We start from the raw sequence: 22,265 nt of genomic DNA on the forward strand, positions 1-22,265 counted from the left end.
GCGTCGGCCGCCTCACGGGGCGGCCCTGCCAATGCTCGTCAAGGACGTTACTGCATGCCTGCATGGCCCTCTTCCGGCATGTCACGATGGATAATCGGCTCGCTGCTGCTGGCCGGCAGCACCGCCACGGTCAAAGCAGCGTACCCGGCGTCCTGTCCATCCTCCCATGGAGTTGCTGTAGTGCAGAGACTCGAGTACATGCACGATGCGCTGTCGCGTGGCGATCGTGAGGCCGCCATCGAAGTGATGCGGGAACCACAGCGCTACCGTGCGCTGTTCAAGGATCCACAAGGGGCAGAACGTTACCTCGCTCTCGCGCAGCAGGTCGCCGATGACGCGCAGCAGCGCCCCTGCATCGATCGCAGCAGCCAGCTCAACGCCTACGCGGCACTGACCGGCGGACTGGATCTCGCCCGTTCGGTTCACTACCTCGCGCTGTCGGCACGCCTGATCGAACAGGACCCCGCTGCCAGTGAGCAGGACAAGCTCGAACCCTCGCTGCATCCGCATGCCCTGATGCACGGCTATTTCCAAGCCGGTGGCGGGCTGGCCTTGGACCGCGCCGTGCCCGGCGCGGATCGCGCCGGAATCGAGGCGTGGCGACAGGGCCAGGGCACCCTCGCCTACCGGCCCGAGCTGCTGCTTGCATTTCCGCTGCACATGGACAATCCGCAACGCGAACGCCTGTTCCGGGTGACGGGATTCGCCTTGCTGCCGCCCTCCCAATGGCACGACCGCGCCGCGCTGCGCGCACTCATCCACAGCGACGCCTATCTTGACTGGCTGGATGCGCCCCCCCTGCATCTCGCCTCGCGGCTGTCGATGGCACTGGAGGAAATGGCGACGCCGCCCTGGCCGGAACATCTGCGTGCAGCGGGCTATCAGGTCCATGGAGAAGCCTTGCACAATGACGAAGCCGATCCGGATTGAATCTCTGCCTCAAGCAAGGCTCCTGCTGAATGCCACCGACATGGCAGCCGCATGTCCTGCTTGCCGCCGGTAACGACCGTGCTTCTAATGTCCCGCCTCGTACTCGCTGGATTGCATCAATGACAAACGGATTTGCAAAAGACGGGCTTTCTCCCGAAGACCTCGCCTGGCGCGTGCAGGCGCGTACCGCACTGCAGGAGCGGCGCTATGCCGAACTGGATGCGTTGCTTGCTCCGCATGAGCTGGTCTGGCTGCAGGGAAAGAATGCGTTGCCGGGCATCCGCTGGCGGCTGCGCAACCTGCACGACGCCACGCTGACGCTGGAAGCGCGCCTGCAACAGGCCCAGCAGTGGGCCTCGGCCACCCCCGGCAGCTACTACGCCTGGCTGCGCCTGGGCGCCTGCTGGCAGGACGCTGCCGGTGAACTGCGCAGCGCCGACGTGGCCGCACTGGTGGAGGACAGCCAGTGGCTGGCCGCACAGCTGGCCCGCGACCATGCCGTACATGCTTACCTGCAGGCGACCGCGCTGTCGCCACGGCCCGCACTGGCATTGGACGGCATCAAACGCATCATCAGTTACCTGCGCGAACCGAACTGGCTGCGTGCGCTGCAGGCCGGCCAGCCGCCGGAATCCGATGATGCCGCGCTGGCCGAGCACTATCCGCAGGCCTGGCCGCAGGCACTGCAGCTGCTGTCGCGCTTCGGTGCACCGCTGCAGGCCTTGCCCGCCACGCTGCCGCCGCTGCTGCGCGAACGCAGCCAGGACGACTTCGATGCGCCGTTGGCGTACTGGATGCGGCTGGTGCTGGAGCAGCGCCCCGACGACCTGAGCACGTTGGAGAGCACCCTGTATTTCCTGTACCCGCGTTGGGGCGGCAGCCACGAGGCGATGGAAGAGTTCATCGAGGGCAGCTGGTGTCGTGGCCTTGATCTGACGCAGAGCAATGCGCTGCGCTGGCGAAAGGCGCAGGACTGGCTGGCCGAGCTGCCACAGCGCGACGACAGCGAAACCGTCGCGGCGCACGAGCACGCCTACGCGCAGATCCTCGACTGGCACCTGGACCGCGCCCTGCGCGCGGAGGTGCTGACCCAGCGTGCCGGACTGCGCTACCGGCTCGGGCGCCGTGAGGATGTCGAGAACGACGTCCGGTGGGACGCCCAGCATATGCAGGCGGTGTTCGAGGACCTGCAGCAGGCCTGGACGCTGGACCGCGACATGGTCCTGCATGAAGGCCTCAGCAATCTCGAGGCCTGCGCCTGGTTTGCCCACGTCGATGGTGCCGAAGCGCTGTTCGCCCAGGTGGTGGACTACGCGGCACGCGAAGGTGATTCCGCGATCGGCCTGCTCTGGGCGGCCACCGCCATCGAGCATGGACTGCTCGGCCAGACCGCCGACCCGGCACGTGCCGCGCCCCTGCTGCAGCGCGCCCTGGAACTTGCCCCGCGGGAGAACACCTCGGCAGTCACGTTCGCGGCCAACCTGTTCTGCGATGTATCACAGGCCGCCGGCCTGTCGCTGCTGCAGCGCATGGCCGACGATGGCGACGCCGGCGCGATGTCGGCACTGTGCGACCTGTACAAGGGCCGCCTGGGTGGCCGTGACCAGCCGCAGTTCGTTGATGCGGGAAAGGCCGCGTACTGGCAGGAACGCGCGGTGGATGGCGGCGACCTGATTGCCACCTACAACCTGGGCGTGCGCCTGGTCGCTGCCGGTGGCGCCGGCAACGAAGCCCGCGCGCGTGAGCTGTATCTGCGCTGCCTGGATGAAGCGGAAACCGGTGAACGCGTCTGGGCCCCCACTTGCCGCAACCTGGCCTGCCTGGCATTGGATGGCGAGAACGACGCGCACAAGCGCGAAGCGGTCGAGCGCGCATTGATCCCGCTGTGGTGGCGCGGCGATGACGACGACAAGCTGTGGGCGGCCGGCTATCTGGCCGACGTCTACCACTTCGGCAACGGCGTGCCGGCCAACGCCTTCCTGGCGCTGACCTGGCTGCAACGCGCCAGCGAGATCGATCCGGAGTATGTGGATGTGGTGCGCATGGCGCCGCTGATCAATGGCGAAGGTCGCTGGTTCGGTGCCAGCCGCGCACGCAAGCAGCAGGCGCAGGACCGCCAGCAGGTGGACAGCGCCACCTGGGCCCTGACCTTCGGCCAGCGCAGCCAGGACAGCGACCTTACCGCAGTCTGAAGCAACGCAAAGGGCGGCCCGGAACTCCGGGCCGCCCTTTGCTTTCCCGCAGTGCGATGGCGGGAGGCCCCGCCACCGCGCCAGAGCCTTACCAGTTCATGTTCAGCGAGACACCCACGGTGCGCGGCTCGTTGTAGACCGCCGCCATGTAGTTCTCGATCACACCCTTGAGGTTCTTCTCGTTGGTGATGTTGCGCGCGAACAGCGCAACTTCGTAGGCACCGTAGTTGCCCGAGTAGCCGATCTTCAGGCCACCTTCGAAGTCACCCTTGGAGTTGAACTCCTTGCTGTCGTACAGCACGAAGCTGGTGTAACCCTGCTTGTTCCAGTCGGTGGAGACGAACATGGTGCCGGCGTCGCTGACCGGGAAGTCGTAGCGGGCGGCCAGGTTCACGTTGTACTTCGGCGCGTTCGGCAGCGGGTTGCCGTCGATCTGCGCGAAGGTGTTGGCACCGACCTTGATGGTCGGGTCGCCGACGGTGCAGACCACCTGGCCGTTGAGGCCGCAGACCTGCGCGTAGACGCGCTTGTCCTTGATCTCGCTGTGCAGCAGGCTCAAGCCGGCGCTCAGGGTCAGGTTCGGGATCGGGCGCAGCTCCATGTCGGCTTCGAAGCCGTAGGCCTTGGCCTTGTCGGCGTTGAACAGCACGCCGTTGCCGTCCGAATCGTTGCCGTTGAGCTGGATGTCGTTGACGGTGTAGGTGAACGCGGTGGCGTTCAGGCGCAGGCGGTTGTCCCACAGGCTGCTCTTCACGCCCGCTTCCCAGGACAGGATCGTCTCGGAATCGGCGGTGGTGAAGTCGGCATTGAACACTGCCGAACGACCCTGGATGGTCGGGCCACGGAAGCCACGCGCGACCTTGGCGTAGACGCTCACGTCCGGCGTGATCTGATACATCGCGCTCAGATCCCAGCTCGGGGTGGTGTCGGACATCTTGACGTCGGTGCGGCCCTTGTAGGTGACCACGCCGGCAGCGGTGTCGGCGGTCTTCAGCAGGCGGGTGTGCTTCTCGTCCCTGGTCTGGCGCAGGCCGGCGGTGACGGTGAACTTGTCGGTGAAGGCGTAGCTCAGCTGGCCGAAACCGGCCCACGAGGTGTTCTTGTTGCGCAGGCGCACCCAGTTGTTCGGATTGCGTGCCGCGCCCTGCAGGAACCAGGCGCGCTGGTAGAAGTCGGTGGTGTCGCTGCCGTTGAAGTAGAACGCACCGGCCTGCCACTGCAGCGCGCTGTCGTCATGGCTGGCCAGGCGGAATTCCTGGGTCCACTGGTCCAGGTCGCGGATGCGGCCCATCGACTGGCCGTAGCCGTTCGGCACGCCGTTCACCGGGAAGTTCACCGCAGCGCCGCCGTCGGTGTCGCCACGGCTGTAGCCGGAGGTGGTTTCGTAGGCGGTGATCGAGGTGAAGTCGATCGCGCCGAAGTCGTAACGTGCCTTCACCGAGCCGCCGTAGGTCTTGTAGGCCTGCGGATTGTTGTCGGCTTCGTCGTAGGCAACCTTGTCGCGCGGCACGTCGGTCTTGTTCGAGCCCTTGGTCAGCGCACCGCGCAGGAAGAGGGTCGAGGTACCGTCGTAATCACGAGCATGGGCCGAGGCCAGGATCGAGAACTGGTCGCTCGGGGTCAGCAGCAGCTGCGCGCGCACGTTGCGGTCATCGAAGCCGCCCATGGCGTTCTTCTTCGGGCTGACCGTGCCGTCGGCGCTCGGGCCCTTGTAGGTGTTGTCGACGTAGTCGTCGCGGTGCTGGTACAGCGCCGACACGCGGAACGAGGCGATGTCGTTGATCGGGCCGCCGAAGCCGCCGTCGATCGACACGCTGTTGTAGGTGGCGTAGCTGGCGCTGACGCGGCCGGTATAGTCCTGGGTCGGCTTCAGGGTGTCGAACTTGACGATGCCGGCGGTGGTGTTGCGGCCGAACAGCGAGCCCTGCGGGCCGCGCAGCACTTCTACCTGGTCCACGTCAAAGACCGGGTTGGACTTCAGCACCACGTGTTCCAGCACCACGTCGTCCTGGATGATCGAGACCGGCTGCGAGGCACCCAGGTAGAAGTCGATGTTGCCCAGGCCGCGGATGTAGAAGCGCGGGAAGATACGGCCGGTGGTGGTTTCCGCATACAGGCTCGGCACGCGGCCGGACAGCGCCAGCAGGGTGTCGTCGCCGCCAGCGGTGAAGTCGCGCATGCGCTCGCCCTGCACCACGCCGACCGAAACCGGCACTTCCTGCAGGTTCTGCTCACGGTGTTCGGCGGTCACGGTGATCGTGTCCAGGCCGGTCGGGGTCGGCGCGCTGTCCTGCGCGGCGGCGCCGAAGCTGCCGACCAGGGCCAGACCGGCACAGGCCAGTGCCAGCGGGTGGCGGCGGAAGGAAACAAGGGAAGACGACAGACCCGACAGGCGGCGGGAATCGGTATGGGAGGGCATGCAGTGCTCTGAGGAGGCGTCCGAGCGGCCTGCGCGGGCCGGGCGGCAAAAAGGAGGAAAACTGCGCAAGCGGCCATTATCCCCCAAATTGTTACGATTTCGTTGCGCAGCACCCAAACCCGGCGAAACAAGCGCTTTCGGCACAGTTACAGGGCATTCCGCACGCCCTGAAGGCTTGACTCAGGGCAGCGGGGTCAACGCGACATCGACCATCGCCAGCAGGCGCTCGCGGCTGATGCCGTCACGCGCCTGCACCGAGATGCCATGCAGCACCGTGGCGAAGTGGTCGCCCAGCGCCTGCACCGCCGCGTCGTCGGCCAGCTCCCCCTCGGCCTGCGCCTGCTGCAGCCGCGCGATGATCGCCGCCGTGCGCTGGCGACGATGACTGGCCAGCCAGTCCCGCACGCCTTCGCCATCGGGCGACACGCTGCTGGCCGAGGACACCACCAGGCAACCATGCGGGCGCCCGCGACGGGTGTAGGTCATCACCGCCTCGCGCAGCATCGAACCGATCGCCTCACGCAATGTTGCCTGCTCCAGCGCGCGCGGCGCGAAACCGCCCTCGCCTTCTTCGTACAGCGCCACGGCTTCGCGGAACAACTGCTCCTTGCTGCCGAACGCGGCGTAGATGCGTGCAGAGGCAATGCCCAGTGCTTCGACCAGTGCCGACATCGACGTGCCTTCATAGCCGTGCTGCCAGAACAGCAGCATCGCCTTGCGCAACGCCTGGTCCCTGTCGAATTCGCGCGGTCGCCCTGCCATCTGCCTGCCTGCTCCAGTGAGGCGCGCAGTGTAACGCGGGTGTTGACCATCGCGAGGGTCGCGCCTATTCTTTGTCGACCGACAAACAATTGGAGCAACACATGCAGACCCTCAAGGGCCCCAGCCTGCACCTGGCGCAGTTCGCCGGAGACCAGCCCCCTTTCAACTCACTTGCCGGCATTGCCGCGTGGGCCGCCGGCCACGGTTTCAAGGCCCTGCAGATTCCCGCGTGGGATGCACGCCTGTTCGATCTGGCCACCGCCGCCGACAGCCAGGACTACTGCGATGACATTCGCGGCACCCTGGCCGAGCACGGCCTGCAGGTCAGCGAACTGACCACCCACATCCTCGGCCAGCTGGTGGCCGTGCATCCGGCCTACGATGAACTCTGCGATGGCTTCGCGCCGGAAGCACTGCGCGGCAATCCGAAGGCCCGCAGCGAATGGGCGCAGCAGCAGTTGCACCTGGCCGCGCGCGCGTCACGCCGTCTCGGCCTGCAGGACATGGGCACCTTCTCCGGCTCGTTCGCCTGGCCCTACCTGTTCCCGTTCCCGCAGCGCCCGCCGGGCCTGATCGATGCCGCCTTCGATGAACTGGCCCGCCGCTGGCGGCCGATTCTCGACAGCTGCGAGGACAATGGCATCAACCTCTGCTACGAGATCCATCCCAGCGAAGACCTGCACGACGGCACCAGCTTCGAGCGCTTCTTCGAGCGCGTCGGCCAGCACGAGCGCTGCCGCATCCTGTTTGATCCCAGCCACTTCGTGCTGCAGCAGCTCGACTACCTGCAGTACCTCGACATCTACCACCCGCTGATCCGCATGTTCCACGTCAAGGATGCGGAGTTCCGCCCCAGCGGCCGCCAGGGCATCTATGGCGGCTACGCCGACTGGACCGAGCGCGCCGGCCGCTTCCGCTCGCTGGGCGACGGCCAGGTCGACTTCAAGTCGATCTTCTCCAAGCTGGCCCAGTACGACTACCAGGGCTGGGCGACGCTGGAATGGGAGTGCTGCCTGAAGGACCAGGAAGCCGGCGCGCGCGAAGGCGCTGCATTCATCCACGACCACATCATTCCGGTCACCGACAAGATCTTCGACGACTTCGCCGGTGCACCGATCAGCACCGCGCAGATGCAGCAGATGCTCGGCATCGCCTGAGCCCCAACGGAGCACTCCCTCATGACCACTTCTCTTTCCGCTGGCGCTGCCGGCGACGCTCCCCTGCGCCACCATTACCTGCGCATCGACGGCCAGCGCGTGCATTGCGTGTCCGCGGGTCACGGTGAACCCGTATTGCTGATTCCCGGCTGGCCGCAGACCTGGTACGCCTGGCGCCATGTGCTGCACGCCCTGGCCGAAGCCGGCTTCGAAGCCATCGCGGTCGATCCGCCGGGCATCGGCGAATCCGATCGCCCCAGCCACGGCTACGACACCGGCAGTGCCGCCGCCGTCCTGCACCAGACCATGCAGGCGCTGGGCCACGAGCGCTACCAGGTAGTCGGACATGACATCGGTATGTGGATTGCCTATGCACTGGCCAGCGACCAGCCGCAGGCGGTGCGCCAGCTGGCGGTTACCGAAGCGGTGATTCCCGGCCTGGCGCCGGAACCGGGCATCTTCGCTGCCCCGGCCGACAACATCTTCCTCTGGCACTTCATGTTCAACCAGGTCGCGGACCTGCCCGAAGCATTGATCAGTGGCCGCGAACGCGCCTACCTGGAGTTCATGTTCGACCGCTGGTCGTACCGCCGTGACGCGGTGGCTGCCGACACCTACATCGCCGCCTACAGCCGCCCCGGCGCACTGCGGGCCGGCTTCGCCTGGTACCGCGCGATCCCGGAAACCATCCGCCAGAACAAGGAACGTGCACAGCGCCGGCTGGCGATGCCGGTGCTGGCCATCGGCGCCGAGCACGCCACCGCCGATGCGCCGATGCTGACCCTGCAACCGCACGCCGACAACGTGCGCGGCAGCATCGTGCCGGGCTGCGGCCACTTCATCATGGAAGAAGCGCCGCAGGCGTTCCTGGCGCAGCTTCTGCCGTTCCTGCAGGAGGTGCGCCATGCAGCTTGAACCGGCGCTGCAGCAGTTCGTCGACGCCGTCGCGGCGCATCCGCTGCCGGAGGAGCTGCGCGAACTGCGGGCGATCAGCGAGAGCGCGCTGCCACAGTTGCAGGGTGCGCCGCAGCCGGTTGCGCATGTGATCGAACACACGGTGATCGCACGCGACGGGCAGGCGCTGGACGTCCGCCTCTACACACCGGAAGGATTGCCCGACGGACCAGCGCCGGCCCTGCTGTTCGCCCACGGCGGCGGCTGGTTCCAGTGCTCGTTGGCGGTCTATGACGGTCCCTGCCGTGCGCTGGCCAATGCCAGCGGCTGCGTGATCGTCGCGGTCGGCTACCGGCTCGCGCCGGAACATCCGTTCCCGCTACCGCTGCACGACGTTGCCGATGCCTGGTCGTGGCTGCTGGCCAACGCGGTCAGCCTCGGGCTGGACCCGCAACGGCTGGCAATCGGCGGCGACAGTGCCGGCGGCAATCTGGCCGCCGCCTGCTGCCTGCGGCTGCGCGATCTCGGCCTGCCGCAGCCACGCCACCAGTTGCTGCTGTACCCGGCACTGGATGCCAGCATGGGCAGCGACTCCTATCGCGAGTACGCCAGTGGCTACTACCTCAGCGCCGAACTGATGCGTCGCTGCTGGCAGGCCTATCTCGGTGATCCGGCCGCACCGCCGGCATTGGCCTCGCCTGCCCATGCAACGGATCTGCACGGACTGGCACCAGCCTCGGTACTCAGCTGCGAGCATGATCCGCTGCGCGACGAGGCCGAGCAGTACGCGCACCGCCTGCAGGCTGCGGGTGTCGACTGCACGCTGGAGCGGCTGTCAGGGATGATCCATGCCTGCATCCACCTGCAGGGTGTGGCTGTTTCCACCGGCGTGGCGGTACAGCGCGCGGGCGATCTGCTGCGCCAGGCGCTGGCCTGAACCGGCTGAGGGCGGCGGCAGATCCACGCCTGCCGCCGTTCCGGCCCGGCGCTTGGCAAGCCCGGCAGGCGGCGCTACACTGAAAGCCTGCCGTGGGGCCATAGCTCAGCTGGGAGAGCGCGTCGTTCGCAATGACGAGGTCAGGAGTTCGATCCTCCTTGGCTCCACCACTATTCAGTGCGGTAGCGCACTCAGAAGGCCGGAACTCCTGAAATAACAGGGCTTCCGGCCTTTTTCGTTGCACGGTGCAGACCGGTCCAATGCGTTGCAGCTGGTGAGACGGTGGGGGCATATTTGGGGGCATCCGCCCAATGCCCCCAAGATCGATGCCCCCACTCTCCGACCTCGCAATTCGGCGTGCCAAGCCGACTGGAAAGACCCAGAAGCTGTTCGACGGCGGCGGGCTCTATCTGGAGATCTCCCCGGCTGGCAGCCGCTGGTGGCGGATGAAGTACCGCTTCGACGGGAAGGAAAAGCGGCTGGCGCTGGGGGTCTACCCAGAGGTGCCCCTGCAGCTGGCCCGGAATCGTCGCGAAGACGCGAGGCGCCTGCTTGCCCAAGGCGTGGACCCGAACCAGCAAAAGAAGGAGGCCGCCGCGGCGAAGGCCGGCATGGAGGCACAGACCTTCGGCGCGATCGCGCGAGTTCATGGATGGCCGGATCTGGTCCGACGACTACCGGGTAAAGGTCGAGGCTTGGATGAAGAACGACATCCTGCCGTGGATCGGCAGCCGGCAGGCCTCCGAGCTGGAGGCCCCCGACTTCCTTGCCCTCGCCCGCAGGATGGAGAAGCGCGGCGCCATCGAGTCGGCCCACCGGGTCATCCAGAAGTGCGGGGAGGTGATGCGGTACGCCATCGCCTGCGGCATGGCCAAGCGCAATCCGGTGGCAGACCTGCGCGGCGCACTGCAGCCGACTCCACGGAACCACTATGCGGCGATCACCGAGGCCCGCGAGCTGGTGCCGCTGCTGCGCGCCATCCCCACATATCGCGGCAGGCAGGTCACACGCTGGGCATTGGCCTTGGCGCCGCTGGTGTTCGTGCGCCCCGGCGAACTGCGGAAGGCGGAATGGGCGGAATTCGATCTGGACGCCGGGCAGTGGTTGATACCCGCCGGGCGCATGAAGCGCCGCAGGGAGCACCTCATCCCGCTCTCTAAGCAGGCCCTGGCAATCCTTCGCGAGATTCAGCCCCTCACGGGCAAAGGGCAGTACGTGTTTCAGGGGCGCAACAGCCCGAAGAGACCGCTCAGCGAGAACACGATCAACACCGCGCTGCGCAAGATGGGGTTCGAGGATGACGTGATGACCGGGCACGGGTTCCGCGCCACTGCGCGCACCATCCTCGATGAGGTGCTGGGGTTTCGGCCCGACATCATCGAGCACCAGCTGTCCCACATGGTCAAAGACCCGGACGGCCGGGCGTACAACCGGACCAAGCATCTGGAGGAGCGCGCCAGGATGATGCAGGAGTGGGCCGACTACCTCGACCGGCTGCGCGACGGCAACGTGGTGCAGCTGCGGGTTGCCTGACGCCTATACGTCGCGGCGCATCTGCTGCAGCCCTGCCCTGAGCCACGCCTTGCGGGCGTCCTTCGGTCGGGGCTTTGTCGCCGGCGGCTTGGCCGGCTCCAGGGCTTCCCTTACTCGCGCCGTCGCAGCGGCCGTTGCCTCGGCCAAGCGCCGGGCCTGTTGCTGCTCACCGGTCGGCGGCAGGCCGGGCAGCGGTTCGAGTGGTTCGCTCGGTCTGGTGTCCAGCAGCCTGGCCACGGCCGCGCGCAGGCGCAGCTCTGAGTAGAGCCTGGCCGCGCACCAGCGTTCAGCGTAGCGCTTGCCCTGGGCGATGCTGGCGGCGCGCTCATCCTTGGTCTGCCACATCTTCCGGGCATCAAGGTGCACACGAACCCCGCCATCCTTTGCCGGCACGACGTGGGCGATCTGCCGGCCGCTCCACCACAGCACCCAGCCGTCTCCCATCTGGACCCAGTCAGCGGGCATCGGGGCGGTGCGGAATCCTTGGTAGCCGTGTGAGGGAAGCATGGCCGGAAGGATACGGCCGGCCGTCGCAGATCCTGCGAATCGGCCAACTATTCGTATAACGCGCACGCAGTTCGACACATGCCAGCTCACTCGGCAACGTAGGGATTTACCTACACTTTGCTGAGCAGCTTTCCGATTGCAACCTTGCGGGCGACTTGCGAGGGTGCGGTTGCGCGCTGCAATACTACCCTAGTCTTGGAGAGATGGAATGACATTTGCAGATCTGTGCGAGTGGGGACACCACCTTGTCGTCACCAGATCCCTTACGCCGGCATCTCCTAGTTGAAGCACGGCTGCCATCAGCCGCCCTCCCGTTCTGCCTACCAAACGCCTCACTCGGCGAAGCAGCTTGCAGAGGAGCACTAGAGCAAGCAAGCACCCCGAGGAACCAGCTATCGCGGATGCGGCACTACAAGCACGTGCGAAAATTTGCATTTAAGTCCAACAACTACATGATCCACCCAGGGGTAAAAACCACCCCAGCTCGATATCATAAAACCAGAATCAACCAAATTCATAACCAGCATTATGAAGCATAAAAATAAGATTCGCGCATTAGCCGCAATATTAACGCTAGGGGCTGTAACCACCATCTCCTACGCATACCTGAATAGACCGCGCCCTAGCACCGAGGCCAAAAGTGCAATAACCCACAATGCGTCCGCACAACAAGCCGCACCTGCAAATCTCAATCGAATGATAGCGCGACTCGTAAGCGACTCCAAAATTTCCGCATCCAGCATACAACCTGAAATAGGGAGATCATTTTCGATTAGCCGCAAGGGACCACTGCGGCCGAGCGGAGATGCGCTCACGTATGCAAAAAGCCTGTTAGAGGCGGCAGACTCGGGGAACGCCGTTGCTTCATATGATATTTTCCTTGCAAATCTAGATTGCGATAACAACTTTCGCAAGGCGAACGTAACCTATCAGGAGATCAAAACGGAGAAGGATTCCATTGTCTTTAAAGACACAACATCAGAGGATCGCGAAAATTTGATTAATTGCGAAGGCCTGCTCACAAGTCCAGATTTCCAGAATAAGAACTGGCTGCAGCAGGCGGCAAAGCAAGGATCCATTGAAGCCATGCTCATGTACTCCATCAACCCTGACCACATCCTCGGAAATCCGAGCGATTATTCGATGAAGCCGGAGCTGGTCCAACGATGGAAAGATGATTCCATGCAGTACTTGAAGACTGCAGCATCCTCAGGCAGCACCGATGCCCTATACAGGCTTTCAAATGCCTATGAAGACGGAATCATAACCGAAGCCGACCCAGTGCAGGCCGCCGCCTACAGGATCGCAGCATCAAAATCAATGAGAACCCCCCCGCCAGAGTGGAGCCAGACCGAAAATAAATTATCACCTGAGCAAGCGCTAAGGGCGCAAGATCGAAGCCGAGAAATCCTACTATCCTGCTGTTCAAACTAGAATAAAAGAAGAGATCATGGATCGAACTTTAACAGGAAGGATCAAGATTGCCGCCGCAACTGCATTCTCGGTTGCGCTTCTCTCTACCGCCTATATCGTTTTGGCCGATCAGCCCAAGCGATGGGGACCGATTAAATGTAACTCCTGCGACCTTATGATGCCTTACCCCTCAGCATTTGATGAAACGATATTAAGAGCTTTCGTTAAGGATCCTTACCGCGGACAAATCGTCTTCTTCGGCGACAGAGTTGATATCGGGGATGTAATTACAATTTGTACCCAGACAGCGTGCGTAGACTATACGCGAAATACCTCGGGCAATTTCGAGGGTGGTAATCCCAGGAAGGTGCAGAGCGGTGGTGGTGGTGGTGGTGGTGGCTTGGAGGACGGTGATCCGGGCGGTGGATTTGGTGGGCCTGACTGTTCCGTCAGACCTCGCACCGGAACGGCTTGTACTGAGGCCAACGGCATCCGCAGATGCGAGACCTTCAACGACAATATGGTGGACTGCGGGTTTGGCTGATCCGTGCCCCTCCCCAGCGGCAGTACCTATGCCCCCTTGAATCAAGGGGGCATTTTCTTGCCTGTCGCTCTTGGGGCCCTAGCTTCTGATAGGCGGCGGTGATCTGGGCGGAATAGCACATGCCGCCATCTCGCCACGCGCCCCGTTGGGGGCGTGTGCGGGCGTAGAGGGCCGATCACCACCGCTGCCTAGGCGCTGCTCGGCCTCCAAGGGCTGTGCGCAGACCGCCCGCCTGCGTTCACGCCAGCCCCAATCGCCTCACGGCGAGCGGAGGGGGTTTCGGCGCGGTGGTTGATCGGTGTTCTGGGTCCCGGAAACGCAGAAGCCCCAGCGCAGGGCCGGGGCTTCAGGGACAATTCTTGACAGTTGCAGAATTATGGCGTCCAACTGTGCAACTTGTCAAGGGCTATAGCACCAAGAACCCATGATTGTGCGGAACAAACCGCCCTAGATCTTCGAAGTAGACCTCGACGCTTTCGCCATGTTCGTGGAAGCGTTCCTCAGCTACGGCCATCGCGACATCAAGTGCTTCATCGCGAGTCTTCCACACGTCCGAAGGGGCGACGGTGCCGGCCCGGTTGGTATACCGGCAGGACCAGAAATCGCCCACCCGCTTGTAGACCTCTATACGCGTCTTCTCCATGCTCATCTCCCGCAATTAGGCAGCGACCCTGCCGCCCATGAAGTCTATCCCACGCTGCAGCTCCCGGCGGTACTGCCACACTGACAACGTGCCGCCGTACTTCTCGGCCACCATGCGCGCCTTGACCGCCTGGCTGGCCGACACAGTGAACTCGGTCCGGACGATCATGGCGCGCATCGGATACTGCCGCTCCATCGATGCCAGCGCCCGGTCGATCCAACGCAGTTCATCCGGAACGCCGACATCGACAGCGATCTCGGGGTTGTCGTGGGGATGATCTGCGTCGTTGGAGGCGCGAGTCGGGTCCGCAGCCCACAGGGGCACGATGCTCATGCCCTTCACTCCGGCGCCGGCCGCCAGCAGGCGGCGTCGGTCGGTACCGTCGCGGCCAACCAGATCCTGGATAGCCCGCTCTCGCGTCAGCGGGGCGTGGTCGCGAACTTTGTCCAGGACATGCAAGCTCCTGTCGGCTCGACTCAGCGCAAACCGATTCACCTGGGCGTGGCCCCAGCGTCGCAGTTCCTCGGTCAGCGGATCAGTGTTGCGCATCGCGCATGCCCTCCAGTACGGCGTCATCGAATCGGAATACCGGCAGCTTGCTGTCGGTGTCGCAGGTACCGGCCCTGTCGGGCCAGCCTTTGCAGTGGAACCCTGCAGTGCCAGTGGCGCGGAACAGGCAGACGGAGCAGCGGCCGTGCTTCTCCAGGTAGGACCGGTAGCGCTTCTGCATGCGCAGCTCGGCGCCGGTCATGCGGCCAGACCATCCAGAAGTGAAGGCGCCGCTGCGAGATACTCGATGGAAACCTCCAGCCGCGCGCCCTTTTCGTCCGGTTCCATACGTTCCAAGAGGGTCCGCCGGATCTGCTTGTCGTCCACCCAGGCTATGCCGTTCAGGGCATCGGACAGCACCTTTTCGCAGTTGCCGAGGTCGATGCACTGGACAGTGTCATCCCAGGTGTGCGGATCCTTCCGTGCGCGCTTCGCCCAGTCCTGCGGCCGGTGCGGGAACAGCTTGATGTGCAGCCCCACGCGGCCGGTCGCCGGCACGCGAATGCCTGCCGCCCTGGCGAGGTGGCCGACCGCCGCTTTGTAGCTCTTCGCGTCCTCGGTCACGTAGGTGATCGCCAACGGCTTCGGCTTCTTCTGGATCACGCGGACAGCCCAGTAGCGATTCGCACTGATGGGGTACGGGAGGGTGAGATGGATGTTCATAGGGTTCCCCGCTGGATCAGCTTCAGCACGTTTCGGATGGTCACGCTCAGCGCGTCCAGTTCGGTCATCTTCATCACCAGCCACATGCGCTTCTCGCCGTGCCAGCCGTTGAAACTGCCTTGGTGGCAGTCGTCGCACAGGGCCACGGTGGTCCAGTGATCACCCTGTTTGATATGGTGCGCGGCGCTAGGGCTGGACTTGCCGCAGACGCTGCAAGGGCAGGCCTTGACCACCTCGACGTGCTCTCTCTCTGCCGGGGTGAATGCCTTGGAGTTCTTAGAGCGCATCACCATTCCTCCCCGACTGACCCGGGAGTGCGCATCCTCCCGCCATTAACAAGGGAACTGACACATGGAACTGAACCATCGAATTCAGTGGAAAAAGGTCGCCATTTACACGTGCCTTATAGCCGTCGGTTTCACTATTGCTTTTGTACTGCTGGCGTTCACCGGGCAGGTGCAGTTCGGGAAAGACGCGCCGGCATGGGTGCAAGCTGTCGGAAGCGTCGTTGGCATTGCGGTGGCGATCACTATCCCCCTTACAACTTCCCGCCGGGACGAACGCAGGAAGGAGCAAGCCGACGCCGCGAAGGCACGCACATACGCCCTCCATCTGATGCCTCAGGCTGACCGGCTCCACAATCGCCTTCGATCCGTCAATCTGTTGATGATGGATCCGGACGACGAGGAGGAGGACGAGATGGCTCGAGCCTTGGAGGTCCTGAAAGATGCGACGCAGCTCGACGCCTGGGGCTACCAGCTTCACGAACTCGGCAAACCAGGAGAACTCCTGCAAAAATCGATTGCAGCGGCAGTCGAAGCTCTTACGCTGCTCGAGGATCAGGATTTCTATGACCGCTACAACGGGCAAATAGTCGACGACAGAACCGGGGAAATCGCAGAGTTCGAAAAGCCCAAGCCTGCCACCCCGGCACTTCTTCGGGCAGAGTCCCTGGCCGAAAAATCCGCCGCTGCTCTGAGAGAGCTTTTCCTTTAAGGATCGCGTCATGCCGCCCCCGACTGCCGGCCATTGGCCATCCGCCAATAGTCCGCGCGCACGTCGTCCAGCATGACGTGCGCATAGTGGTCACCGATCCACGCGGTGATGCCCTTGAAGAATGCGGCGAAGTCTTCCTCCTCCATCGAATCGAAGGCCAGGGATTGGGCCACCTTCACCGGGATGGTCCTGATCTCCGGCAGCACGCCCGACAGCACCTTGCGCGCGCCCGCGCCCAGTACCGTCTCGGCGGCATCCAGCAGCGCCTTCACCACCGGGCTCGCATCCATCTCCACCATCTCGCAACAGATGCCCGATTCCAGCTGCACCTGCTTCAGCGCGGCGTGCGCATCCAGATCACGGAACGCCTCAATGTTGTCCACCAGCAGGTGCCCAATGACGTGGGCCAGGCGATGGAACACGGCATTGCGGGAGGCCTTGATCTCCAGCCGATACTCATGGCCGACGCGGTAGCCACGGTCCTTGGCCAGCCTGCGATCGATATCGTTGCTCGGGGCAAACGCGCCCAGCTCCTCGCCGGTGGCCGGATCGACCAGGCGAAGGCAGGTGGCGTAAATGGGCCGACTTGCCCGCTTCGCGCGGATCTTCCGCGCAGCTGCTGTCATTGCGGTCATGCGGCACCTGCTTGAGGTAGGTGGGCGGCCAGACCGGAGCGCTTCTTCCGCTGCGGTACCCCGCCGCTGTCTTCATTGGCTGTCCGTCGCATCCAACACTGGCGGACGTGCAGCCCGGTGGGAGGGTGAGGCAGGGGAATCAGGCCGAACGGGCGCGGTTTGAGGCGTGGGCGCACGCGCAGAGCTACCGTGGCGGCAACATCATGGCCGATCGCGATTCAGTCCATCCGGACGTATACGCCGATCCGATTGCCCAGCTCACGTGGAAGAGCTGGCAAGCCACCCTCGCCGCTCACCAGCCGGTGGGGCAGGAGCCGGTGGGCTATCTGTATGACTGGACCCACAGCAGTGCGCTTGGTCGGGGCGAGGAAACTTTTACGGCGTTCACGACTGATATCGAAGTGGCGCGCGGCAGCAAGGGTGGAGTCAACATCCGTCCGGTCTACGCCGCCCCGACCGCGCAGGCCGTGGACCTGGGGAAGCCAAACGAGCCGGGGCGCACGCTGTACGTGGATCTCGATGGTGTCATGGCCGACTTCGACGGTGCGTTCCCCTCAGTGTTCGGGCTCGACCATCGCTCGCTCGCTGATGAGGAAATGTGGGGGCACATCAATAGCCACCCGTCGTTCTTCCGCGACCTCCCGCCGATGCCCGGCGCCGTCGAGTTTTTCCGCAGCATCGAGCACCTGAATCCGGTGATCCTGACTGCCTGCCCGAAGTCCAACTATCCGCACGTGGCCGCGCAGAAGCGGGCATGGGTGCGAGAGCATCTGTCGGCTACCTGCCTGGTTCTGCCGGTGATGGGGGGTCGGCACAAGCCACTTTTCATGCACCAGGCTGGCGACGTGCTGATTGATGACTTCGGCAAGAACTGCGCTGCGTGGGACGAGGCTGGCGGCATTGCAATCAAGCATGAGGGCGACTGGACCGCGACCCGACTGGCGCTCGCAAGGATCGACAGCCAGGCGGTGGGCAATGGCTGATTTGTGCCATAGGTCAGATGACCTTCCTAAGCTCCGCGCCGGCGTCCTCGATCTCCATACGCACATTATCGATTCGCGACACAAGATCGTTGAGAATTGCCTCCCGGAGATTGCCCTCAGGCTCTCTCCCAAAAAGCTCAAACTGATCCACCACTGCGTTCCAGTCGGAGACGGCATTTCGGAGCCTGCTCAACGCCAGCACCAGGCTTTTAGTCGTCACCGTCGGCTGAATCGCATGAGAAATCTGCGGCAGCTTCAGATATGGCCAGTCAGCGGCGATGAACCAGCGGGCAGCGCTGGCACGCATTCGAAGCAAGGAATCAGCACTGCGTGCTCGACTCTGGAGATTGATCAAATCCCCTTGGAAATCAAAAGCTGCGAGCTGCTGTGTTACGCGCTCTTTACGCCGTTCCAATGTGTAGGGCAAGAGCACCGCAAGGAAAGTTGCGAGGGCTGCCGCCCAAGTTCCAACCGCCGCGATTGCATCCCACCAGACTACGCAATCGTCGACGCCCAAAGGACTGCAACGAAAAACTCCATCAAACCATGCCATTCCCTTATCCCCCTGTGGACTGGCGGGCATTTTGCCATGCCCATGCGGCCGGAGGAGATCGCCCATGGCTGACCCGCTGCTCACCGCTGCACCAGGACTTCGCCGCCGAAACAGGTCCATTTCGTTGTCAGCTGCCAATTCTATTGATCTCCCACAAAAGGAAATAGAAATGCAAACTGCCGTCATCAGCGACTGTGGCAACTACCGTTACCTGCTCACCCGTCCCACCCAAGTCGTGCGCCCAGAGCGTGGCACCGCTCTCTTCCTGATGTTGAATCCCAGCACGGCCGACGCCGATGTGGACGACCCGACCATTCGCAGATGCCGGGGCTTCGCCAAGGCGTGGGGCTGCAACGGCCTGACCGTGGCCAACCTGTTCGCCCTGCGCTCTACCGATCCGGCCCTGCTCCTGTCGCATGCGGCCCCCATCGGGCCTTTGAATGACGGCTGGCTCCGGAAGCTGGCCAGCGAGTACGGCGACGTCGTCTGCGCCTGGGGCGCCCATTCGATGGCCGTGGGCCGGAGCATCGTGGTGGCTCAGCTGCTGCGACAAGCGGGTGCCCGCCTCTGGTGCTTGGGCACTACGAAGCAGGGCTTCCCGCGCCATCCGCTGTACGTCCGGGGTGATCAGCCGCTGGTGGATTGGAAGGAGCCTGGCAATGCCTGACCTGCTTGAGGGCACCGACGTGCCCGACTTCCGCGAGGTGGGCCACGTGCTGGCCAGCCTGTCAGGGGTGGATCTTGCCAAGGCCAGCATGGCCACCGTGCGTGAGTGGGAGGCACGGGGCCTAGCCCTGATCGCACTCTCCCGCGAGGACCTGGACGAAGCCGAGAGGATCATGGCCCCCGTATCGAAACGCCGCCGTGGCACCAATCTGGCCGCCGCCGGCGTGCCGAAGGAGGAAGCATGAGCACTATCGAAGACCAGGACACCGCCGAAGGCGAAGCTGTCAATGCGCCGATCCCCCTGCCCCGCGCACCCAACCTGCTCCGCCTGAAAGAGGTCAGCGCAAGGACCGGGCTGGCCAAGAACACCATCTACGACCGGATCCGCCGCGGCGAGTTTCCTGCGCAAATCGACCTCGGGGGCAACTGTTCGGCATGGTCTGAGGACGAAATCAACGCGTGGATTCTGTCGAAAATGGAGGCCCGCAATGTCGATGAGCGCGGCCTGCCAAAGGCCGCATGACCGGGGGCACATCTGGGGGCATGTCATCGCCCCCAAGCCTCGAAACCATTGCAGCACAAGGCTCCGCGCGACTAGCGGGATTCCCCTTGGCTCCACCACTATTCAGAAGAACCCGTAGATCTCCATGATCTGCGGGTTTTTTCTTTTCAGCACCCGCGGCTCAGGCCGGCTCCTCACCGCCATCCTTGCGATGTGGACTGCGCGAGTGTGTATCACGCACCTGTTGATCGCGCTGCCCCGGCCGCTGCTTGGCCACATCGTCCTGCTTCCTGTCCTGGCGACTTTCCTGGATGCCCTGCTTCGGGTCCTGATCCTTGCCTCGCTCGTTCATTGAAATCTCCCACGCCGGCGGCGGGCCCACGTTGCCCACCACGCTAGAGGTTGCCGGGTAAGCCGCAGGTCAGTCCTGTGCCAACGTCATGTGCAGGACTGGCTTGCCGCCACGGCCCCCGCGCGGCCAGAATCCGGGGCACCACGCCCACCGGTATGCCATGCCCTCTCCTGCCCAGCACGCAGCGCACACGTTGCCGATGCTCCTCGATGCGACCGACGGCAGCATCCAGCTCGGCAACCTGCCGACACTGATCTGCCCCACCCTCTCGCAGGACGAGGCGCGCATCGCGTTCGCCACGCTGATGCATGGCGAGCGCGATGTCGGCACCGGCTATCACTGGCTCAGCCTGCACCGGCTCCGTCTGGGCGGCGCGCCCGCCGGCATCGGCCTGTGTTTCCACGGGCAGCAGCTCGACATGGTGACGATGGGCGTCGATCTGCCCGGTGCAACACTGGAAGACGGTTGGCCGACCCAGACCGCGATCGATGCCGAAGTCGCCTTCATGCGCCGCACGCTGGGTGCCGCGCTGGGTCGCAAGCTGGCCGGCGGCCACGCCCGGTTCGACTGGGGCGAAGCCTGGGCCCGTTTCGATCCGAAAGGCTTCATGGCCAGCAGCGGTATCCGCTACGCGCCACGCTCGTGACCCCGCTCAGGTGCGGGTGATCGACACCCCACCCTCCACGCGCATCGCGGTACCGGTAACGAAACTGCTTTCATCGCTGGCAAGGAACAGCGCCGCGTTGGCGATCTCCTCCGGCTCGGCCATGCGCTTCAGTGCGTGCAGCGAGCGCACGAAGTCGCGGGCATCGCCGGTGGGTGCGGCCTGCCGCCCCATCTCGGTATCGGTGCCACCGGGCAGCAGCACGTTGCTGCGCACGCCGCGCGCACCGTATTCGGCAGCGATCACCTGGCTCAGGCCGATCAGCCCGGCTTTGCTCGACGCATAGGCCGCCATGCCTGGGAATCCCACGGTGTGACCGACAAAGGTGCCGACGAACACCAGCGAGCCGCCGCCGCGCGCCAGCAGTGCCGGCAACTGCGCGCGTGCCGCATGGAAGGCGGCATCCAGATTGGTCGCCATCACGTCGCGCCAGGCGTCCACCGGGAACTCCGCCGCCGGCACGCCCGGGCCAAGCATGCCGGCATTGTTGAGGGCGATGTCCAGGCCGCCGAATGACTGCTGGGCCAGATCGACCAGCACCTGCGCCGTGCCCGGGTCGGCCACGTCGGCGGCATGTGCCACGGCTTCGCCACCGGCGGCGCGAATCTGCTCGGCCAGCGCCTGCAGCGGCTCCGGCCGCCGTGCGTTGAGCACCAGCTTTGCCCCTTCTGCAGCGAAACGCAGGGCGCTGGCGCGGCCGATGCCGGCGCTGGCACCGGTGATGAGAGCGATCTTGTTGTTCAGGCGCATGGTCGTGGTACCGATTGTGAAGTGGCCGCCACGATGCCGCGCCTCTCGCCTGCCAACACTCCGTTTCCGGGCCTGGCCCATCGGTGCAGGAAACGGAGTTTCCGCAGCACCGGCGCGTGCCAGAATCCGGCCATGGACAGTATCGCCACCACCGCCCTCGATGCCCGCGTCGAACGGGTCTGCCGCCACCTTCAGGCCAGCCACGACGAACCCTCGCTGCAGGAACTGGCCGGGATCGCGGGTTGCAGCCCAACCCGTCTGCATCGCCTTTTCAAGGAAGCAACCGGGTTGACCCCGAAGCAGTACGCTGCCGCGCTGCGCGCCGACCGCCTGCGCACCGGGCTGGAACAACAGGAACGCATCACCGACGCTTTCCACGATGCCGGCTTCGGCTCCAGCGGACGCTTCTACGAGAACGCACCGAAGTTGCTGGGCATGACTCCCAAGCAATGGCGCGCAGGGGGGCGTGGCGAAGTCATCCACTTCGCGCTTGCCGAAAGTTCACTGGGCAGCGTGCTGGTGGCCAGCAGCGGGACCGGCGTGGTCGCGATCCTGCTCGGCGACGATCCGGAGACGCTGCTGCAGTCATTGCAGCAACGCTTCCGCCAGGCCGAACTGGTCGGCGCCGACCAGGGCTATGAACAACTGGTGGCACAGGTGGTGGGCCTGGTCGAGGATCCCACGCGGGGCGCCACGCTGCCGCTGGACATCCGCGGCACCGCGTTCCAGCAACGGGTATGGCAGGCGCTGCAGCAGATTCCGCGCGGGCAGACCGCGTCGTATGCGGATGTCGCCGCACGCATCGGCGCGCCCCGCTCGAGCCGTGCCGTAGCACGTGCATGCGCAAGCAACCCACTGGCGGTGGCAGTTCCCTGCCACCGCGTCGTACGTCGCGATGGGGACCTGTCCGGCTATGCGTGGGGTGTAGCGCGCAAGCGCGAACTGCTGCGCCGGGAAAAGGCCTCGACTGTCTGACGTGGGTGCCGACCTTGGTCGGCACGCCCAGCTTCCGGTAGGTGCC

27 protein-coding genes, 1 tRNA gene and 1 pseudogene are annotated in these 22,265 nt (G+C 64.6%); 17 read left to right on the top strand and 12 right to left on the bottom strand.

Annotated elements, in window-relative coordinates; genetic code table 11:
* The first annotated feature begins 198 nt into the window (after positions 1 to 198).
* Positions 199 to 930 (top strand): hypothetical protein, encoded by a 732-nt coding sequence (locus AC5P6E_RS13605; protein WP_010486571.1) that lies wholly within the window; start codon positions 199 to 201, stop codon positions 928 to 930.
* Between the two features lie 119 nt (positions 931 to 1,049).
* Positions 1,050 to 3,122, top strand: a complete 2,073-nt coding sequence (locus AC5P6E_RS13610) for a DUF4034 domain-containing protein (RefSeq protein WP_029550696.1) — start codon at positions 1,050 to 1,052, stop codon at positions 3,120 to 3,122.
* Positions 3,123 to 3,210: 88 nt separating this feature from the next.
* Here the strand turns inward: AC5P6E_RS13610 and AC5P6E_RS13615 are convergent, their stop codons facing one another.
* Complete coding sequence (locus tag AC5P6E_RS13615; RefSeq protein WP_010486567.1) at positions 3,211 to 5,541, bottom strand: TonB-dependent receptor; 2,331 nt, start codon at positions 5,539 to 5,541, stop codon at positions 3,211 to 3,213.
* 180 nt (positions 5,542 to 5,721) lie between these two features.
* Positions 5,722 to 6,303, bottom strand: a complete 582-nt coding sequence (locus AC5P6E_RS13620; protein ID WP_010486565.1) for a TetR/AcrR family transcriptional regulator — start codon at positions 6,301 to 6,303, stop codon at positions 5,722 to 5,724.
* A 101-nt stretch (positions 6,304 to 6,404) separates the two neighbouring features.
* Between AC5P6E_RS13620 and AC5P6E_RS13625 the strand changes: the two genes are divergently transcribed.
* From AC5P6E_RS13625 to AC5P6E_RS13650, 6 genes and pseudogenes are all read left to right on the top strand, one after another.
* Entirely contained in the window at positions 6,405 to 7,460 is a 1,056-nt protein-coding gene (locus AC5P6E_RS13625; RefSeq protein WP_019336854.1) for a TIM barrel protein, read from the top strand.
* 21 nt (positions 7,461 to 7,481) lie between these two features.
* Entirely contained in the window at positions 7,482 to 8,375 is an 894-nt protein-coding gene (locus tag AC5P6E_RS13630; protein ID WP_010486561.1) for an alpha/beta fold hydrolase, read from the top strand.
* Positions 8,365 to 9,291, top strand: a complete 927-nt coding sequence (locus tag AC5P6E_RS13635; protein ID WP_483697857.1) for an alpha/beta hydrolase — start codon at positions 8,365 to 8,367, stop codon at positions 9,289 to 9,291. The genes AC5P6E_RS13630 and AC5P6E_RS13635 overlap by 11 nt, the downstream gene beginning before the upstream one ends.
* A 94-nt stretch (positions 9,292 to 9,385) precedes the next feature.
* Positions 9,386 to 9,461, top strand: a tRNA-Ala gene (locus AC5P6E_RS13640).
* Positions 9,462 to 9,617: 156 nt separating this feature from the next.
* Positions 9,618 to 9,824: pseudogene (locus AC5P6E_RS13645) on the top strand (Arm DNA-binding domain-containing protein); the annotation flags it as partial.
* Between the two features lie 166 nt (positions 9,825 to 9,990).
* Positions 9,991 to 10,824 (top strand): tyrosine-type recombinase/integrase, encoded by an 834-nt coding sequence (locus AC5P6E_RS13650; protein WP_306341175.1) that lies wholly within the window; start codon positions 9,991 to 9,993, stop codon positions 10,822 to 10,824.
* Positions 10,825 to 10,827: 3 nt separating this feature from the next.
* Here the strand turns inward: AC5P6E_RS13650 and AC5P6E_RS13655 are convergent, their stop codons facing one another.
* Positions 10,828 to 11,331: a hypothetical protein gene (locus tag AC5P6E_RS13655; RefSeq protein ID WP_019336856.1), complete on the bottom strand. Its 504-nt coding sequence runs from the start codon at positions 11,329 to 11,331 to the stop codon at positions 10,828 to 10,830.
* 528 nt (positions 11,332 to 11,859) lie between these two features.
* Here AC5P6E_RS13655 and AC5P6E_RS13660 point away from each other — a divergent pair.
* Together AC5P6E_RS13660 and AC5P6E_RS13665 are read left to right on the top strand one after the other, a co-directional pair.
* Positions 11,860 to 12,765 carry a tetratricopeptide repeat protein gene (locus AC5P6E_RS13660; RefSeq protein WP_138984347.1) on the top strand — a complete coding sequence of 302 codons (906 nt, stop codon included), beginning with the start codon at positions 11,860 to 11,862 and terminating at the stop codon, positions 12,763 to 12,765.
* A 16-nt stretch (positions 12,766 to 12,781) separates the two neighbouring features.
* Positions 12,782 to 13,288 carry a hypothetical protein gene (locus tag AC5P6E_RS13665; protein ID WP_138984348.1) on the top strand — a complete coding sequence of 169 codons (507 nt, stop codon included), beginning with the start codon at positions 12,782 to 12,784 and terminating at the stop codon, positions 13,286 to 13,288.
* 406 nt (positions 13,289 to 13,694) lie between these two features.
* Here the strand turns inward: AC5P6E_RS13665 and AC5P6E_RS13670 are convergent, their stop codons facing one another.
* Genes AC5P6E_RS13670 through AC5P6E_RS13690 form a run of 5 tightly spaced genes read right to left on the bottom strand, consistent with a single transcriptional unit; the run spans position 13,695 to position 15,430 of the window.
* Positions 13,695 to 13,931 carry a hypothetical protein gene (locus tag AC5P6E_RS13670; protein ID WP_010486552.1) on the bottom strand — a complete coding sequence of 79 codons (237 nt, stop codon included), beginning with the start codon at positions 13,929 to 13,931 and terminating at the stop codon, positions 13,695 to 13,697.
* A gap of 15 nt (positions 13,932 to 13,946) precedes the next feature.
* Positions 13,947 to 14,480 carry a hypothetical protein gene (locus tag AC5P6E_RS13675; RefSeq protein ID WP_010486550.1) on the bottom strand — a complete coding sequence of 178 codons (534 nt, stop codon included), beginning with the start codon at positions 14,478 to 14,480 and terminating at the stop codon, positions 13,947 to 13,949.
* Positions 14,467 to 14,682 carry a hypothetical protein gene (locus tag AC5P6E_RS13680; protein ID WP_010486548.1) on the bottom strand — a complete coding sequence of 72 codons (216 nt, stop codon included), beginning with the start codon at positions 14,680 to 14,682 and terminating at the stop codon, positions 14,467 to 14,469. Before AC5P6E_RS13680 ends, AC5P6E_RS13675 begins: the two co-directional genes overlap by 14 nt.
* Entirely contained in the window at positions 14,679 to 15,143 is a 465-nt protein-coding gene (locus AC5P6E_RS13685) for a RusA family crossover junction endodeoxyribonuclease (protein WP_010486547.1), read from the bottom strand. Before AC5P6E_RS13685 ends, AC5P6E_RS13680 begins: the two co-directional genes overlap by 4 nt.
* On the bottom strand, positions 15,140 to 15,430 hold the full coding sequence (locus AC5P6E_RS13690) for a hypothetical protein (RefSeq protein ID WP_010486545.1): 291 nt from the start codon (positions 15,428 to 15,430) through the stop codon (positions 15,140 to 15,142). Before AC5P6E_RS13690 ends, AC5P6E_RS13685 begins: the two co-directional genes overlap by 4 nt.
* A 64-nt stretch (positions 15,431 to 15,494) precedes the next feature.
* Here AC5P6E_RS13690 and AC5P6E_RS13695 point away from each other — a divergent pair, with 64 nt between their 5' ends.
* Positions 15,495 to 16,139 (top strand): hypothetical protein, encoded by a 645-nt coding sequence (locus AC5P6E_RS13695; RefSeq protein ID WP_010486543.1) that lies wholly within the window; start codon positions 15,495 to 15,497, stop codon positions 16,137 to 16,139.
* An 8-nt stretch (positions 16,140 to 16,147) separates the two neighbouring features.
* Here AC5P6E_RS13695 and AC5P6E_RS13700 read toward each other — a convergent pair whose 3' ends face one another.
* Positions 16,148 to 16,774, bottom strand: a complete 627-nt coding sequence (locus tag AC5P6E_RS13700; protein ID WP_010486541.1) for a hypothetical protein — start codon at positions 16,772 to 16,774, stop codon at positions 16,148 to 16,150.
* Between the two features lie 203 nt (positions 16,775 to 16,977).
* On the opposite strand from AC5P6E_RS13700, the gene AC5P6E_RS13705 reads away from it, so the two are divergent.
* Positions 16,978 to 17,757 carry a 5' nucleotidase, NT5C type gene (locus tag AC5P6E_RS13705; protein ID WP_231298708.1) on the top strand — a complete coding sequence of 260 codons (780 nt, stop codon included), beginning with the start codon at positions 16,978 to 16,980 and terminating at the stop codon, positions 17,755 to 17,757.
* 13 nt (positions 17,758 to 17,770) lie between these two features.
* Here AC5P6E_RS13705 and AC5P6E_RS13710 read toward each other — a convergent pair whose 3' ends face one another.
* On the bottom strand, positions 17,771 to 18,310 hold the full coding sequence (locus AC5P6E_RS13710) for a hypothetical protein (RefSeq protein WP_149866572.1): 540 nt from the start codon (positions 18,308 to 18,310) through the stop codon (positions 17,771 to 17,773).
* 64 nt (positions 18,311 to 18,374) lie between these two features.
* Here AC5P6E_RS13710 and AC5P6E_RS13715 point away from each other — a divergent pair, with 64 nt between their 5' ends.
* The 3 genes from AC5P6E_RS13715 to AC5P6E_RS13725 are packed head-to-tail and all read left to right on the top strand — an operon-like array spanning position 18,375 to position 19,499.
* A complete protein-coding gene (locus AC5P6E_RS13715) occupies positions 18,375 to 18,977 on the top strand; it encodes a DUF1643 domain-containing protein (protein WP_231298707.1) in 603 nt (200 codons plus the stop codon).
* Positions 18,970 to 19,221, top strand: a complete 252-nt coding sequence (locus AC5P6E_RS13720; RefSeq protein ID WP_010486532.1) for a hypothetical protein — start codon at positions 18,970 to 18,972, stop codon at positions 19,219 to 19,221. The genes AC5P6E_RS13715 and AC5P6E_RS13720 overlap by 8 nt, the downstream gene beginning before the upstream one ends.
* Positions 19,218 to 19,499, top strand: coding sequence for a helix-turn-helix transcriptional regulator (locus AC5P6E_RS13725; RefSeq protein ID WP_010486530.1), 282 nt, complete (start codon positions 19,218 to 19,220; stop codon positions 19,497 to 19,499). The genes AC5P6E_RS13720 and AC5P6E_RS13725 overlap by 4 nt, the downstream gene beginning before the upstream one ends.
* Before the next feature lie 160 nt (positions 19,500 to 19,659).
* Here AC5P6E_RS13725 and AC5P6E_RS13730 read toward each other — a convergent pair whose 3' ends face one another.
* Positions 19,660 to 19,830, bottom strand: a complete 171-nt coding sequence (locus AC5P6E_RS13730) for a hypothetical protein (protein WP_173581529.1) — start codon at positions 19,828 to 19,830, stop codon at positions 19,660 to 19,662.
* A 160-nt stretch (positions 19,831 to 19,990) separates the two neighbouring features.
* On the opposite strand from AC5P6E_RS13730, the gene AC5P6E_RS13735 reads away from it, so the two are divergent.
* Positions 19,991 to 20,476, top strand: coding sequence for a hypothetical protein (locus AC5P6E_RS13735; RefSeq protein WP_029380087.1), 486 nt, complete (start codon positions 19,991 to 19,993; stop codon positions 20,474 to 20,476).
* 6 nt (positions 20,477 to 20,482) lie between these two features.
* On the opposite strand, the gene AC5P6E_RS13740 is transcribed toward AC5P6E_RS13735, so the two are convergent.
* The gene (locus tag AC5P6E_RS13740; RefSeq protein WP_010486526.1) at positions 20,483 to 21,244 is read right to left on the bottom strand and encodes an SDR family oxidoreductase; all 762 of its coding nucleotides are present in this window, start codon (positions 21,242 to 21,244) and stop codon (positions 20,483 to 20,485) included.
* Positions 21,245 to 21,376: 132 nt separating this feature from the next.
* On the opposite strand from AC5P6E_RS13740, the gene AC5P6E_RS13745 reads away from it, so the two are divergent.
* A complete protein-coding gene (locus AC5P6E_RS13745) occupies positions 21,377 to 22,219 on the top strand; it encodes a methylated-DNA--[protein]-cysteine S-methyltransferase (protein ID WP_029550697.1) in 843 nt (280 codons plus the stop codon).
* The last annotated feature ends 46 nt before the right edge of the window (positions 22,220 to 22,265 follow it).

It is taken from the genome of Stenotrophomonas sp. YJH_SMC_16 (assembly GCF_059367875.1).